This is a genomic window from Pararhizobium sp. LjRoot255, assembly GCF_964252905.1.
Taxonomy (GTDB): Bacteria; Pseudomonadota; Alphaproteobacteria; order Rhizobiales; family Rhizobiaceae; genus Pararhizobium.
This window is the reverse complement of the sequence record NZ_CAXUPQ020000001.1, coordinates 2,644,500-2,658,337: the sequence shown is the minus strand read 5'-3', so window position 1 is coordinate 2,658,337 and position 13,838 is coordinate 2,644,500. Positions and strand designations below refer to the sequence as shown.

Sequence of the window (13,838 nt, the reverse complement as noted above, 5' to 3'; positions counted from 1 at the left end):
CATGGAGAAGCCCAGCTTTTTCAACGACAGGATCATGCCGGTGGGAGCCATCCTGCTTGCCCTGGTGGTCATCTGGTATGTCGCCGCCGTCTTTCTCAACACCCCCTTCGAGCGGGACACGGCAGCTCGCGCCGGAACGCCGATCACCTTCTCGGAAATCCTGCCGAAAACGATGTTTCAGCAACGGCCTGTTCTCCCCGCCCCACATCAGGTGGTCGCCGAGATCTGGGACACGACCGTCAACAAGCCGATCACGTCGAAGCGCAGCCTCGTCTACCACGCCTGGATCACACTGTCGGCGACGCTGCTCGGCTTCGGCATTGGCACAGTCCTCGGCATTCTGCTTGCTGTCGGCATCGTCCACAACAGGGCGATGGACCGCTCGCTGATGCCCTGGGTCATTGCCAGCCAGACCATTCCCATCCTTGCCATCGCACCAATGATCATCGTCGTCCTGAATGCGGTCGGCATCGCCGGCCTGCTGCCGAAGGCGCTGATTTCCACCTATCTCAGCTTCTTCCCGATCGTCGTCGGCATGGTGAAGGGCCTTCGCAGCCCCGAACAGATCCAGCTCGACCTGATGCATACCTATTATGCCAGCGCCTCCCAGACCTTCTGGAAACTGCGCTGGCCGGCGTCGATGCCCTATCTGTTCACATCGCTGAAGGTCGCCATCGCCATTTCGCTCGTCGGCGCGATCGTCGGCGAACTGCCGACCGGTGCCGTGTCCGGCCTCGGCGCAAGACTTCTCGCCGGCTCCTATTACGGTCAGACCGTGCAGATCTGGTCGGCGCTGTTCATGGCGGCGGCCCTGGCTGCAACGCTGGTGATCATCGTCGGCCTTGCCCACACCGCCGTCCTCAAGCGTATGGGGATCAAGCCATGAATTCCGGTCTTCTCGTCAGTGCCCTCGCCTTTTGGCTCGTTGCCTGGGCTAACAATGAATGGCTGGTTCGCCGGAAGTTCGCAAATCGGACCGCAGCGCGGGCCGCCAGGCTCGCCGTGCCGCTGATTTTCGGCATCACCATACTCGTCCTCTGGGAAGGTCTGGTGCGCGGGCTAAACGTCCCCTCCGTTCTCCTGCCGCCGCCGTCGATGATCTGGGCGCGGCTGATCAATTCGCTGCCGACGCTCTGGGCCGATTTCCGCCAGACGTTCCTGAAGGCCGTTATTACCGGCTATGCACTCGGCTGCGGCCTCGGCTTCCTCGTCGCGATCGCCATCGACCGCTCGCCCTTCCTGCAGAAGGGCCTGCTGCCGCTCGGCAATTTCGTCTCGGCGCTGCCCGTCATCGGCGTGGCGCCGATCATGGTCATGTGGTTCGGTTTCGATTGGCAGTCGAAGGTGGCGGTCGTCGTCATCATGACCTTCTTCCCCATGCTGGTGAACACGGTATCGGGGCTTGCGGCCACGAGTTCGATGGAGCGGGACCTGATGCGCACCTATGCGGCAAGCTGGTTCCAGACATTGATCAAGCTCCGGCTGCCGGCGGCATGGCCATTCATCTTCAATGCGCTCAAGATCAACTCCACCCTGGCGCTGATCGGCGCTATCGTGGCCGAGTTCTTCGGCACCCCGATCGTCGGCATGGGGTTCCGGATCTCCACGGAAGTGGGGCGCATGAATGTCGACATGGTTTGGGCCGAGATCGCCGTCGCGGCGTTGGCTGGCTCGGTTTTTTACGGGGCGGTGGCACTCGTCGAGCGCGCCGTCACGTTCTGGCACCCGTCCGTGCGGAGCGCACGGACGGCCTGAGAAAAAGCCTGTCCGTGGTGGACAGGCTTAACAAAAACGAGGGAACTGACATGAAGACAAGACTTGCATCCCTGCTGCTGGCAAGCGCTTTTTCGCTGTCCGCATTCCAGGCCATCGCCGCCGACAAGGTGGTGCTGCAGCTGAAGTGGGTCACCCAGGCCCAGTTCGCGGGCTATTACGTTGCCAAGGACAAGGGCTTCTACGAAGAGGAAGGCCTCGACGTCGAGATCAAGCCGGGCGGCCCGGATATCGCACCTCCGCAGGTCATCGCCGGTGGCGGTGCCGACGTCGTCGTCGACTGGATGCCGTCGGCGCTTGCGACCCGCGAGAAGGGTGTCCCCCTTGTCAACATCGCCCAGCCCTTCAAGTCTTCCGGCATGATGCTGACCTGCCTGAAGGAATCCGGCGTTGCCACGCCCGCTGATTTCAAGGGCAAGACGCTCGGCGTCTGGTTCTTCGGCAACGAATATCCGTTCCTCTCCTGGATGAGCCAGCTTGGCCTCAAGACCGACGGCGGCCCGGACGGCGTCACGGTCCTGAAGCAGGGCTTCAACGTCGATCCGCTGATCCAGAAGCAGGCCGCCTGTATCTCGACCATGACCTATAATGAATACTGGCAGGTCATTGACGCAGGCATCAAGCCGGAGGACCTCGTGACCTTCAAGTATGAAGACCAGGGCGTCGCAACTCTGGAAGACGGCCTCTATGCACTGGAAGACAAGCTCAAGGACCCGGCCTTCAAGGAAAAGATGGTCAAGTTCGTCCGCGCCTCGATGAAGGGCTGGAAATATGCCGAGGCCAACCCGGATGAGGCGGCCGGCATCGTTCTCGAAAACGACGCGACGGGCGCCCAGACCGAAGCGCACCAGAAGCGCATGATGGGCGAGATCGCCAAGCTCACCGCCGGCTCGAACGGCGCGCTCGACGAGGCGGACTACAAGCGCACGGTCGCTTCGCTGATGAAGGGTGGCTCCGATCCCGTCATCACCAAGGAACCGGAAGGCGCCTTTACCCACGAGATCACGGACGCTGCCTTGAAGTAGTTCGATCTCATCGTCCAAGACAAAAAGGAGCGCGCGGGGTGGCCCGCGCGCTTTGTCCTTTTTTCAACTCCCACGCGCAGAACCGTTTCTGCTACATTTCGCCGCGAAAAAGAACATCGTCTTGCATGGGTGGAACAAATAAAGTAATGAGGCACCATTCTTTTTTTGTATCGCCTTGCATAGCCGAAAGGCGCTCCCTAAATAGAGCCCCGTGGCATTTTGAGGAGGAGGCGGGGGAAATTTTTCGCTAATTGAGATCGAAGCGGTATTTTCTTCCCTTCCAGCATTAGACGACGACACGTCCTTTTCTTGGAACTATGCGGCGTTAGCGAACTGAACTATCCGGAATTTTAAGGAAAAGCCGATGGCCCGTAACAAGACCTTTGCATTTGGTATTTCTGCTGCCCTGGTCCTGACTTTCCTTTCCAGCGCCGTATTTGCGGAGGAAGCCACCGCGCCCAAGACCGAGCAAGCACTGCCTTCGATCGTCGTAACCCAGGTTGAGAACAAGCCCGTCGTCGATCGCGTTGTCGCAACCGGTACCATCAAGGCCGTGGAGGAGATCTACGTCTCCCCGTTGGTCGACGGGCTCTCCATCCGCACTTTGAATGCCGATGTCGGTGACCGGGTCGAAGCGGACAGCACGCTGGTGACGTTGAACGAGGACACGCTGCTGCTGCAGAAGAGCCAGTTTGCCGCAAGCCTCGCCAAGGCCAATGCGTCGCTCGCACAATATCAGGCACTCCTTGCCGAAGCCCGGGCCAATGCCGAGGAAGCAGTGCGGGTGAGCGGGCGATCCATCAAGCTCTCGGAAGCCGGAACCATCTCGACAGCGCAACGCGATCAGGAAAAGGCCGCGGCGACCGCTGCATTGGCGCGCGTCAACTCGGCTGAACAATTTGTTGCAGTGGCCACGGCGGAGATCAAGGTCGTCGAAGCCCAGATATCCGATCTGGACCTGCGCCTCGCCCGCACCGAAGTCAAAACGCCGGTCAGCGGCGTCGTCTCGGCAAGGAATGCCAAGATCGGCGCGATCGCCAATGGCACGGGCGACCCGCTGTTCACCATCATTCGCGACGGCGCGGTGGAAATGCAGGCTGACATCACCGAGTCGGAACTCATCAAGCTTGCCATCGGCCAGAAGGCCAAAGTCACGCTCGCGGACGGCAAGACCGAAGTTGACGGTAAAATTCGCCTGATTTCACCGATGGTGGATGCGCAAACCCGCCTTGGGACCGTTTACATCAGCCTTTCCGAACCCGAGAAGGCCAGGGTGGGGATGTACGCCGATGCGCAGATCATCATCGAGGAAAAGCAGGCCATCGTCCTGCCCCTGACGGCCGTTACAGTCGGCCACGATGAAACGGTCGTTCGCAAGGTCGATGACGGCATCGTCCGCCTGACACCGGTGACCACCGGCATCCAGGATGGTGAGTTCATCGAGATCACCACCGGCCTGAAGCCGGGTGACAAGGTGGTCGCCAAGGCCGGCGCCTATGTGCGCGACGGCGACAAGATCAATCCGGTGACATCCGCCGCCACGGCGACCAATTGACGGGAACAGCGGGATGAATTTTTCAGCTTGGGCAATTCGCAATCCGATTGCGCCGATCCTCGGCTTCGTGTTGCTGATGTATCTCGGATATCAGTCGTTCAACACGCTGCCGATCACGCGTTTCCCCAATATCGACGTGCCGATCGTCTCGATCAGCGTCACCCAGAGCGGCGCAGCCCCGGCCGAGCTCGAAACGCAGGTGACCAAGGAGATCGAGGACGCGGTCGCCGGCATTTCCGGCGTCGACCACATCACCTCGACCATCAGCGACGGTCTTTCGACGACGGCTGTCCAATTCGAGATGGACGTGCCGACCAACCAGGCGGTACAGGACGTCAAGGACGCCATCGATCGTATCCGCAGCGATCTCCCCGCCTCCGTCGAGGAGCCGATCGTCTCGAAGATCGACGTCGAGGGACAGGCGATCCAGACCTTCGCCGTTTCCTCCCCCGGCATGACGCTTGAGGAAATCTCCTGGTTCGTCGATGACACGATCAAGCGGGCGCTTCAGGGCCAGAGCGGCATCGGCCGTATCGACCGCTACGGCGGGGCTGACCGTGAGGTTCGCGTCGAACTCAACGATGCTCGCCTGAACTCCTACGGCATCACCGCCGCGGACGTGAACAATCAGTTGCGCAAGATGAACACCGACCTCGGCTCCGGCCGCGGCCAGGTGGGCGGCAGCGAACAGGCGATCCGCACGCTCGGCGACGCACGCTCGGTCGAAGGCCTGGCAAGCACGATGATCGCCATGCCGAACGGCAGGTTCGTCCGCCTTTCCGAACTCGGTCAGGTGACCGACACTTATGAGGAGCCGAAGTCGTTTTCCCGTTTCAACGGCAATCCGGTCGTCACCTTCGCGGTCTTCCGCTCGAAGGGCGCCAGCGAAGTGACCGTCGCCGAAACGGTGGAAAAGACGCTGAAGGATCTGCGGGCGAAGAACCCGGACGTGTCGATCGAACTGGTCAATGATTCCGTCTACTACACCTACGGCAACTACGAGGCTGCAATCCATACGCTGCTCGAGGGCGCCCTGCTGGCGGTGGCGGTCGTTCTCCTGTTCCTGCGCAACTGGCGGGCAACGCTGATTTCGGCGATGGCCCTGCCGCTTTCGGCCATCCCCACCTTCTGGGTGATGGAACTGCTCGGCTTCTCGCTGAACCTGGTGAGCTTCCTCGCCATGACGCTTGCGACCGGTATTCTCGTCGATGACGCCATCGTCGAAATCGAGAACATCGCCCGGCACATCAAGATGGGCAAATCGCCGTATAAGGCCTCCATCGAGGCCGCCGACGAAATCGGCCTTGCCGTCATCGCGACGACCTTCACGATTATCGCGGTGTTTGTGCCGGTCTCGTTCATGCCGGGCATCCCGGGCCAGTATTTCATCCAGTTCGGCCTGACGGTCGCGGTCGCAGTGTTCTTCTCGCTGATGGTTGCCCGTCTGATCACGCCGGTCATGGCTGCCTATCTGATGAAATCGGGTGACGGCGACGGTCATCACGAAGACAAGGACGGCGCGCTGATGCGCGGCTACACGTGGCTGGTAACCGTAACCACCAGACGCTGGTACATGCGTTATGCGACGCTCGTGGCGGCGATTGCCTTCGTGATCGGGTCCGTTTTTCTCCTCATGACGGTGCCCGGCAGCTTCCTGCCGCCGGAAGACGCCTCGCGCATCGTGCTGTCGGTCGAGTTGCCGCCGGACGCCATGCTGGACGACACGGACACGACGACGGCGCAGATCTATGACAAGGTCAAGCATCTCGACGGTGTCGACGACGTCTTCGTCCTCGGTGGTGCCTCGCCGAAGGGCGACCTCGAACTGCGCCGCGCAACGATCAGCATCATGCTCGGCAAGCTCGATCATTCCTTGCTCAACAAGGTGGTGAACGACGTTCTCGGCCGTACCCCGTTGATCGGCCAGTATCTGCCCAAGCTGCCACCAGCCGGCCGCATCATTCCGCAGGCCGAGATCGAGAAGCAGGTCTATGCCGCCGTCCGCTCCATTCCGGACGTCCGCATCCTGAAGCTGAACGATCGCGGTGAGCGCGACCTGGCATTCAACCTCCTGTCGAAGAACGACGAGGACCTGAACAAGGCCGTCGGCATGCTTGAAGCCAATCTGCGGGACGAGCCGCTGCTTGCCAATGTCAGCCCCGACGGCGCCTTGCCGCGGCCCGAACTGCAGATCCGCCCGCGCGCCGATCAGATGTCGCGGCTTGGTATCATGACCTCGCAGATCGCTGACGTCGTTCGCGTCGCCACGATCGGCGACATCGATGCGGCGCTGACGAAGATTTCGCTCGACGACCGGCAGATTCCGATCCGTGTCCAGGTGGATACGAACTTCCGCACCGACCTTGCCGCCATCCGCAACCTGAAGGTCCAGACTGCGGCGGGTGCGCTGGTGCCGATTTCGAGCGTCGCCGATGTCGACTATTCGGAAGGCCCAAGCTCGATCAAGCGTTACGACCGGTATCGTGTCGTGACCATGGGCGCGGACCTGCCGATCGGCGTCGCGCTCAACTCGGCCTCGGATCGTTTCAAGGAGATCGCCAGGGAAACGAAACTGCCGGCGAGCGTGCAGTTCCTCGAAAGTGGTGACGCTGAAGTTCAGGCGGAAATGCAGCAGGGCTTCGGCAACGCCATGCTGCTCGGCCTGATGCTGGTGCTCGTCGTGCTCATCCTCCTGTTCAAGGACGTCATCCAGCCGTTCACGATCCTGTTCTCGCTGCCGCTCGCCATCGGCGGCGTCGCGATCGGCCTCATCGTCACGCAGAATGCCATGTCGATGCCCGTGCTGATCGGCATCCTGATGCTGATGGGGATCGTCACCAAGAACGCCATCCTGCTCGTCGATTTCGCCATCGAGATGATGCATCGCGGCATGGAGCGGACGCACGCGATGGTCGAGGCCGGCCGCAAGCGCGCCCGCCCGATCATCATGACCTCGATCGCCATGTCGGCCGGCATGTTGCCGTCGGCGCTCGGCGTCGGCGAAGGCGGTTCGTTCCGCGCGCCGATGGCAATCGCTGTGATCGGTGGCATTATCGTCTCGACGGTGATCTCGCTGGTGGTCGTCCCGTCCTTCTTCCTGATCATGGACGATCTGTCCCGCCTGCTCGGCTGGCTCTTTGGCCGCCTGGTCGGCAGCAAGGAACAGGAGACGGAGCCTCTGGAAAACACCGCGCTGACGGAAATCGTCGCCGACCAGAGCAAGACCATCAGCCAATTGCGGGAGCGGCTCGACAAGCTGGAAGGCCCGAAGCGCAGCGGCAACGTCATCCACCTCGCCGCGGAATGACATTAGCAAAACAGAAGGCCGGCCGCATCGATGATGCGGCCGGCCTTTTTTCGTTTACAGCGCCGCGCGTCAAACCTGGCGCGCAAAGGACGCTGTGGCACTTTGAAACTGCAACTGACTTCAGAGGCCGCCTTCGACCCTCAGAAAGTCAACGATCCTGTCGACGCCGTCGCCGCGCTTCATGTCGGAAAACACGAATGGCCGCTCGGCACGCATGCGATTGGCATCCCGCTCCATCACATCGAGATCGGCACCGACATAGGGAGCCAAGTCCTTCTTGTTGATGACCAGCAGGTCCGACCGCGTGATGCCGGGTCCGCCCTTGCGCGGGATTTCCTCGCCCTGGCAGACCGAGATCACATAGATGGTGATATCCGCGAGATCGGGCGAAAAGGTCGCCGCCAGATTGTCGCCACCGGATTCGATGAAGATGACGTCGAGATCGGGAATACGGCGGTTGAGGTCGGCAATGGCCTGGAGGTTGATCGTCGCATCCTCGCGGATCGCCGTGTGCGGGCAGCCGCCGGTTTCGACGCCGACGATCCTGTCGGACGGCAGCGCCTGCATGCGCACCAGCGCCTCGGCATCCTCCTTGGTGTAGATATCGTTGGTGACGACGGCGACGGAGTAGGTCTCGCGCATCGCCTTGCAGAGCTTGTCGGTCAGCGCCGTCTTGCCGGAGCCGACAGGACCGCCGATGCCGACGCGAAGCGGACCGTTCGCAGATTTCATCGTAATATTCCTTTCTCGAACTTGTATCCGTGGCCGTCAGGAACGGAAGAGCCGCGAATGCAGGGTCTCGTGGCGCAGCGCCGATATGTCGGCAAGAATTGTAGCAGAACCGAGATCGTCCAGCGTGCTCGATGACGCCCGTGCCGCCGTTTCGGCGATCACCGGCTCCAGTTCGGCAAGAACGCCGACCCCGTGCTTCTGGCCCGTCACGCTGCAACGGATTGCCACCGAGACAAGGTTGGATGCCGTGGCGTGCAGATAGGCGGCCAAGGCAGGCTCCGACCCGGTATTGTGCGCGCCGGCGACAGCGCCGACCGCGACCGGATAGGCGACAGCACCGATCAGGGTATCGAGCACCGGATGCGGCCAATGCGCCGCTGCAGTGAGAAAAGCCTCTCCCTGCAACGTCGTTTCCATGTGGCGCTCGCGTGAGCCGGCCAGCGCTTCGGCCAGTTCCCGCACGGCTTCAAGCCTGAGCGGATCATCGCAAGCCCGATAGCTCTCCGCCAGAAGGACCGCGTCGTTCCAGCTCGATCCATGGCGGATCAGCGCCTCCAACCATCGCCTTAAAGCGGGAGCATCGGTGATCAGACCGTCGTGAACCGCCTGTTCCAGCCCGCCGGAATAGGCGAATGCGCCCACCGGAAAAGCCGGCGACAGCCACGTCACCAGCCTGAGCAGCGCCCGCGTATCTGCCTGCTCAGTCATGGGCGTGATGATGGCCGCCATGTCCGTGGGAGTGTCCATGGTCGTGCCCGCCAGAACCATGATAGGCGCCGCGCATCGGCTGGAATGGTTCCGTCACCTCACTCACCGTCGCACCCAGGCCTTCGAGCATCGCCTTGATCACCGGGTCGCGCAGGATGAGAATCCGATCCTGCCGGATTTCAGCCGGCAGATGGCGGTTGCCGAGATGCCAGGCGAGTTCGATCAGGTGCAGCGGATCGCGCGGGCGGATATCGTATAGCGGCTCGTGGGTGGCAGCGATGCGGACATAGTCGCCGGTATCCAGCACCAGGAGATCGCCGTCGGCAAGCATCACCGGTTCTTTCAGGTCGAGCATCACCACGTCATCATTGTCGAGATGCAGCAGTTTGCGGCGCAGGTGCCGTTGGTCGTGAGCAAGCGCGATCGTGTGCAGAGGCGTCTTGTCCGCCGGGCCAGGCGAAAGAATTTGGGTCGAGCGATAGGGCATTCAGAGAACCTCGACCTTCTCCGAATGGACAACCTCGATACGGCCATCCGCCACCAGTTCCGCCGTCGCCTTCTGGAAGGCGATGATATGCGCTTCGGCGAAATGCGCCTCCAGCGCTTCGCGGCTCTTCCATTGCTCGACGAAGACCAGGGTTTCCGGTTCGCCGGGCTTTTGGTAGAGATCGTAGAAGATGCAGCCTGCCTCCTTGCGCGTCCCCTCGATCAGGGGACCGGCATCAGAAACAACCGCGGGCCCCTTGCCGGGATGGGTCTTGAGATGGGCGATGACATAGATCATGTGAACCTCGGAATGCTTTCCGCCACTGTAGCCATAAAAAAAACCGGCGCCAGACCAAAGAGGCCCGGCACCGGAATTCAGATCGACACCATGGCTCGGTTCAGGCTGCGAGCCTTTCCGACTTCAGTGCTTCCAGGATGTTCTGCGGCGAGGAAACGCCGTAGGGATCGCTGTCGCAGTTATCCGAATAGCCTTCTTCCTCGAACCACTGTTCGACGGCGCCGTCATTGATGATGGCGGCATAGCGCCAGGATCGCATGCCGAAACCGAGATTGTCCTTGGCGACGAGCATGCCCATCTTGCGGGTGAACTCGCCGGAGCCGTCCGGGATGAGCTTGACGTTTTCGAGATTCTGCGACTTGCCCCAGGCGTTCATGACGAAGGCGTCGTTGACCGAGATGCAGTAGATCGCATCGATGCCTTGGGCCTTGAATTCGCCGGCCAGCTTTTCGAAATCGGGAAGCTGATAGGTCGAGCAGGTTGGCGTGAAGGCACCCGGCAAAGAGAACAGGACAACACGCTTGCCGGCAAAGTAGTCGGCGGAGGAAACATCCTGCCAGCGATAGGGATTCGGACCACCGACGGCCTCGTCACGGATGCGCGTACGGAAGGTTACGGAGGGCACTTTTCTGCCAACGATCATAGCGATCTCCTTGAAATTGCGTTTCCCGCGCGGCAGGTCTTGGGAAAAACCCGGCACAGGACTCGAAGCCGCTTTTTTACAGCAAGCCGTGCTGCGATGCAGCACCAGACAGCCGTGAAAGTCGCTTTGCATGGCTGCCATGCGATACGCGCATGATAGAAAGTCCAATCCGCCCCGGAATACCCGCCACTCCGCCACTCTGCCCGCAGGACAGCCCGAAACCTCCCGCGCGCTGCCGTGGTCTTCGAAAAATGCATTCATCCGGACGGGGCACTGGAAGCCGCCTCTGATGGATAGGATATGTGACGCCTTCCAGCGCCCCGTTTGGCGTTCTCTCGGGAGCTTTCCTCCCTACAGACCCCGGCTTTAGACCCTCTGCCTCGGAACGACCTTGTGGCGTAGGTTTCCGGACCGGCATTAAGCAATCTCGATCCGGTAACGTCACGCGTCCTCTCCCGACATCTGTGCCCCACAAAGCCGCCGCGATCCGTAGGATCGCGACAAGCTGGCTTTGATTCTGATATGGAGGCATGCACCTTTCGCCCGGCGAAGCCGGGCGGGACATGCTCGCACGCCCGCCCCATAAGGACGGAGGGGATCCATTTTCCGGGGCTCTCCTTCCGGTCCGCCTGACGTTCGCAGCCCCCTCATCGAAGGCCACGAGGTTTCCCGTGGAGCGCCAGTCCTGCCTCGCCGCAAACGTCTTGCGGTGTATCCGCGACCGGACGCCATGATCGTGGCACAGGTTTTCCAGACGGAGATTTGCGGGGATGAATTCTGGAGCAATGGCTGCGTAGGCCGGTTTTTCCCGACGTCTCTTGCTCGACTCGCCACGTGGACTTGATTGGAGGGAACGGCGCAAGCGAGAACCAGAGCAGCGCGTCGCTGATCATGGATTTCAGTTGTACAAATCAAGCGACATGGACAGCGATACCGGCAGCGGATTCCACCAACCGGTCCTGCTGCCGGCCTCCCGCAAAGCCCCTGCCGTCCATGTGTTGCAACCGACCGCGGCGCTGAACCAGCCATTCGCCTCGAAGAAATCGTCGGTTGGGCCATAGGCCGTGTCCGGTATCGCTGTGATACCGCCGTCTTCCGCTTTGAAACTGGCCTCGATGTACGCCAAAAGCAGCTGATATTCATTCGAACCGATCTCGAAACTCCTGACGCGAGCCGAAGGCTCGACGATCTCTGCGGCGACATCGGCATGAATCACGGACCGGTCAAGCGTCAGCCCCTTGATCAGCGGCATGGGCTTCAAGTCCGCCCAGGTCGGCGTTTCGATATAGAAGGCGCGGCCGCCCCAGCCGAAAACCAGCCAGCGCGCGTTCGGATGGGCGACGGGCATGCCGCTCTCCGCGAGAAAGGGAAAGCGCGCCAGCGTTTCGGCATTAACGGGAATAGCGATGTCTGTGTGGATGGGGTTCGACAGGACAAGGATACGGCGCGTCTGACCGAAAGCCTCGCTGGCCTTTGCGGAAGGCCATAAAGGCCGCGGCATCAACGTCCCCGCAATCGCCGCCAACACCAGCACGAGCGCCAGGGCAAACAACCCTCGTATCGACCGTTTGCAGGCCACCAGCGGATTTCCCTCCGACGCTAGAACAGGAAGTACCGCTGTGCCATCGGCAGCACGGTTGCCGGTTCGCATGTCAGAAGCTCGCCGTTGGCGCGGACCTCGTAGGTTTCCGGATCGACCTCGATATGCGGCGTCAGGCTGTTGTGGATCATCGAATGTTTGCCGATGCCGTGACGCGTGTTCTGGACCGCGACCAGCTCCTTGGCGACACCGAGGCGGCCCTTGAGGCCCGCATCGAGCGACGCTTGGCTGACGAAGGTGACCGATGAATTCGTCCGGTTCTTTCCATAGGCGCCGAACATCAGGCGATAATGCACCGGCTGCGGCGTCGGGATCGAGGCATTCGGATCGCCCATCGGGGCTGCTGCGATCGAGCCGCCGAGCAGCACCATTTCGGGCTTGACGCCGAAGAAGGCCGGATTCCAGATGACCAGATCGGCGCGCTTGCCCACCTCGATCGAACCGACCTCATGGCTGACGCCATGGGCGATTGCCGGGTTGATCGTGTATTTGGCGATGTAGCGTTTGACGCGGAAATTGTCGTTCTCGCCGCTCTCCTGCGTGAGCCGCCCGCGCTGGCGCTTCATCTTGTCGGCCGTTTGCCAGGTGCGGATCGCCACTTCGCCGACGCGGCCCATGGCCTGGCTGTCGGACGAGATGATCGAGAAGGCGCCGATATCATGCAAAATATCTTCCGCCGCGATCGTTTCCTTGCGGATGCGGCTTTCGGCAAAGGCGATATCCTCCGGAATCGAGGGCGACAGGTGGTGGCAGACCATCAACATATCAAGGTGTTCGGCCAGCGTGTTCTTCGTGTAGGGCCGCGTCGGGTTGGTCGAGGACGGGATGACGTTCGGTTGGCCGCAGATCTTGATGATATCCGGCGCATGGCCGCCGCCCGCCCCTTCGGTGTGGAAGGCATGGATCGTCCGGCCCTTGATCGCGGCAATCGTATCTTCCACGAAACCGCTTTCGTTCAGCGTGTCGGTGTGGATCATCACCTGCACGTCGTATTCGTCGGCGACCGACAGGCAGCAGTCGATAGCGGCCGGCGTTGTGCCCCAGTCCTCGTGCAGCTTCAGCGAACTTGCGCCCGACAGCACCATTTCGACGATGCCGGCCGGCAGCGACGCATTACCCTTGCCGGCAAGCGCAAGGTTCATCGGGAAGGCATCGAAGCTCTCGATCATCCGCTCGATGTGCCAGGCACCCGTGCAGGTCGTGGCGAGCGTCCCGTGCGCAGGCCCGGAACCGCCGCCGAGCATCGTCGTAATACCGCTCATCAGTGCCTCCTCGATCTGCTGCGGGCAGATGAAGTGGATGTGGCTGTCCATACCGCCGGCCGTGACGATCTTGCCCTCCCCGGCGATCGCCTCGGTCGAGGGACCGACGATGATGGTGACGCCCGGCTGCGTATCCGGATTGCCGGCCTTGCCGATTCCGACGATGCGGCCATTCTTCAGGCCGATATCCGCCTTGACGATACCGGAGTGATCAACGATCAGCGCATTGGTGATGACGGTATCGACGGCCCCCTCGGCGCGCGTCACCTGGCTTTGGCCCATGCCGTCACGGATGACCTTGCCGCCGCCAAACTTCACCTCGTCACCATAGATGGTGAAATCCTTCTCGACCTCGATGAAGAGCTCGGTATCGGCCAGCCGCACCTTGTCGCCGGTGGTGGGGCCGAACATGTTGGCATAGGCTGCGCGCGACATCTTGTAGGACATGG

12 protein-coding genes are annotated in these 13,838 nt (G+C 61.5%); 5 read left to right on the top strand and 7 right to left on the bottom strand.

The window, feature by feature from the left end; all coding sequences use genetic code 11:
• The first annotated feature begins 1 nt into the window (after window position 1).
• The 5 genes from ACSQ2W_RS12850 to ACSQ2W_RS12830 all read left to right on the top strand — a co-directional run bounded on the left by ACSQ2W_RS12850 (window position 2) and on the right by ACSQ2W_RS12830 (window position 7,660).
• On the top strand, window positions 2-886 hold the full coding sequence (locus tag ACSQ2W_RS12850) for an ABC transporter permease (RefSeq protein ID WP_436086583.1): 885 nt from the start codon (window positions 2-4) through the stop codon (window positions 884-886).
• The gene (locus tag ACSQ2W_RS12845) at window positions 883-1,755 is read left to right on the top strand and encodes an ABC transporter permease (RefSeq protein WP_436086582.1); all 873 of its coding nucleotides are present in this window, start codon (window positions 883-885) and stop codon (window positions 1,753-1,755) included. Before ACSQ2W_RS12850 ends, ACSQ2W_RS12845 begins: the two co-directional genes overlap by 4 nt.
• Before the next feature lie 50 nt (window positions 1,756-1,805).
• On the top strand, window positions 1,806-2,798 hold the full coding sequence (locus tag ACSQ2W_RS12840) for an ABC transporter substrate-binding protein (protein ID WP_436086581.1): 993 nt from the start codon (window positions 1,806-1,808) through the stop codon (window positions 2,796-2,798).
• A gap of 364 nt (window positions 2,799-3,162) precedes the next feature.
• The gene (locus ACSQ2W_RS12835; RefSeq protein ID WP_436086580.1) at window positions 3,163-4,353 is read left to right on the top strand and encodes an efflux RND transporter periplasmic adaptor subunit; all 1,191 of its coding nucleotides are present in this window, start codon (window positions 3,163-3,165) and stop codon (window positions 4,351-4,353) included.
• 13 nt (window positions 4,354-4,366) lie between these two features.
• Complete coding sequence (locus tag ACSQ2W_RS12830) at window positions 4,367-7,660, top strand: efflux RND transporter permease subunit (protein WP_436086579.1); 3,294 nt, start codon at window positions 4,367-4,369, stop codon at window positions 7,658-7,660.
• 120 nt (window positions 7,661-7,780) lie between these two features.
• Here ACSQ2W_RS12830 and ureG read toward each other — a convergent pair whose 3' ends face one another.
• From ureG to ureC, 7 genes are all read right to left on the bottom strand, one after another.
• Complete coding sequence (gene ureG, locus ACSQ2W_RS12825; RefSeq protein ID WP_436080441.1) at window positions 7,781-8,392, bottom strand: urease accessory protein UreG; 612 nt, start codon at window positions 8,390-8,392, stop codon at window positions 7,781-7,783.
• 36 nt (window positions 8,393-8,428) lie between these two features.
• Window positions 8,429-9,100, bottom strand: coding sequence for an urease accessory protein UreF (locus ACSQ2W_RS12820; protein WP_436087771.1), 672 nt, complete (start codon window positions 9,098-9,100; stop codon window positions 8,429-8,431).
• Window positions 9,093-9,587 (bottom strand): urease accessory protein UreE, encoded by a 495-nt coding sequence (gene ureE / locus ACSQ2W_RS12815; RefSeq protein ID WP_436086578.1) that lies wholly within the window; start codon window positions 9,585-9,587, stop codon window positions 9,093-9,095. Before ureE ends, ACSQ2W_RS12820 begins: the two co-directional genes overlap by 8 nt.
• Complete coding sequence (locus ACSQ2W_RS12810; RefSeq protein ID WP_436086577.1) at window positions 9,588-9,884, bottom strand: putative quinol monooxygenase; 297 nt, start codon at window positions 9,882-9,884, stop codon at window positions 9,588-9,590.
• 100 nt (window positions 9,885-9,984) lie between these two features.
• The gene (locus tag ACSQ2W_RS12805; RefSeq protein ID WP_436087770.1) at window positions 9,985-10,524 is read right to left on the bottom strand and encodes a peroxiredoxin; all 540 of its coding nucleotides are present in this window, start codon (window positions 10,522-10,524) and stop codon (window positions 9,985-9,987) included.
• A gap of 901 nt (window positions 10,525-11,425) precedes the next feature.
• On the bottom strand, window positions 11,426-12,106 hold the full coding sequence (locus ACSQ2W_RS12800; RefSeq protein WP_436086576.1) for a TIGR02117 family protein: 681 nt from the start codon (window positions 12,104-12,106) through the stop codon (window positions 11,426-11,428).
• Window positions 12,107-12,126: 20 nt separating this feature from the next.
• Window positions 12,127-13,836 carry an urease subunit alpha gene (ureC, locus tag ACSQ2W_RS12795; RefSeq protein ID WP_436086575.1) on the bottom strand — a complete coding sequence of 570 codons (1,710 nt, stop codon included), beginning with the start codon at window positions 13,834-13,836 and terminating at the stop codon, window positions 12,127-12,129.
• Window positions 13,837-13,838: the final 2 nt, after the last annotated feature.

Excerpts from the sequence above, each read along its gene's own strand:
- ACSQ2W_RS12835 (WP_436086580.1), top strand. The coding sequence starts at position 3,163 with ATGGCCCGTAACAAGACCTTTGCATTTGGTATTTCTGCTGCCCTGGTC.
- ACSQ2W_RS12820 (WP_436087771.1), bottom strand. The coding sequence starts at position 9,100 with ATGACTGAGCAGGCAGATACGCGGGCGCTGCTCAGGCTGGTGACGTGG.
- ACSQ2W_RS12810 (WP_436086577.1), bottom strand. The coding sequence starts at position 9,884 with ATGATCTATGTCATCGCCCATCTCAAGACCCATCCCGGCAAGGGGCCC.
- ACSQ2W_RS12850 (WP_436086583.1), top strand. The coding sequence starts at position 2 with ATGGAGAAGCCCAGCTTTTTCAACGACAGGATCATGCCGGTGGGAGCC.
- ACSQ2W_RS12845 (WP_436086582.1), top strand. The coding sequence starts at position 883 with ATGAATTCCGGTCTTCTCGTCAGTGCCCTCGCCTTTTGGCTCGTTGCC.
- ureE (WP_436086578.1), bottom strand. The coding sequence starts at position 9,587 with ATGCCCTATCGCTCGACCCAAATTCTTTCGCCTGGCCCGGCGGACAAG.
- ACSQ2W_RS12840 (WP_436086581.1), top strand. The coding sequence starts at position 1,806 with ATGAAGACAAGACTTGCATCCCTGCTGCTGGCAAGCGCTTTTTCGCTG.
- ACSQ2W_RS12830 (WP_436086579.1), top strand. The coding sequence starts at position 4,367 with ATGAATTTTTCAGCTTGGGCAATTCGCAATCCGATTGCGCCGATCCTC.
- ureC (WP_436086575.1), bottom strand. The coding sequence starts at position 13,836 with ATGTCCTACAAGATGTCGCGCGCAGCCTATGCCAACATGTTCGGCCCC.
- ureG (WP_436080441.1), bottom strand. The coding sequence starts at position 8,392 with ATGAAATCTGCGAACGGTCCGCTTCGCGTCGGCATCGGCGGTCCTGTC.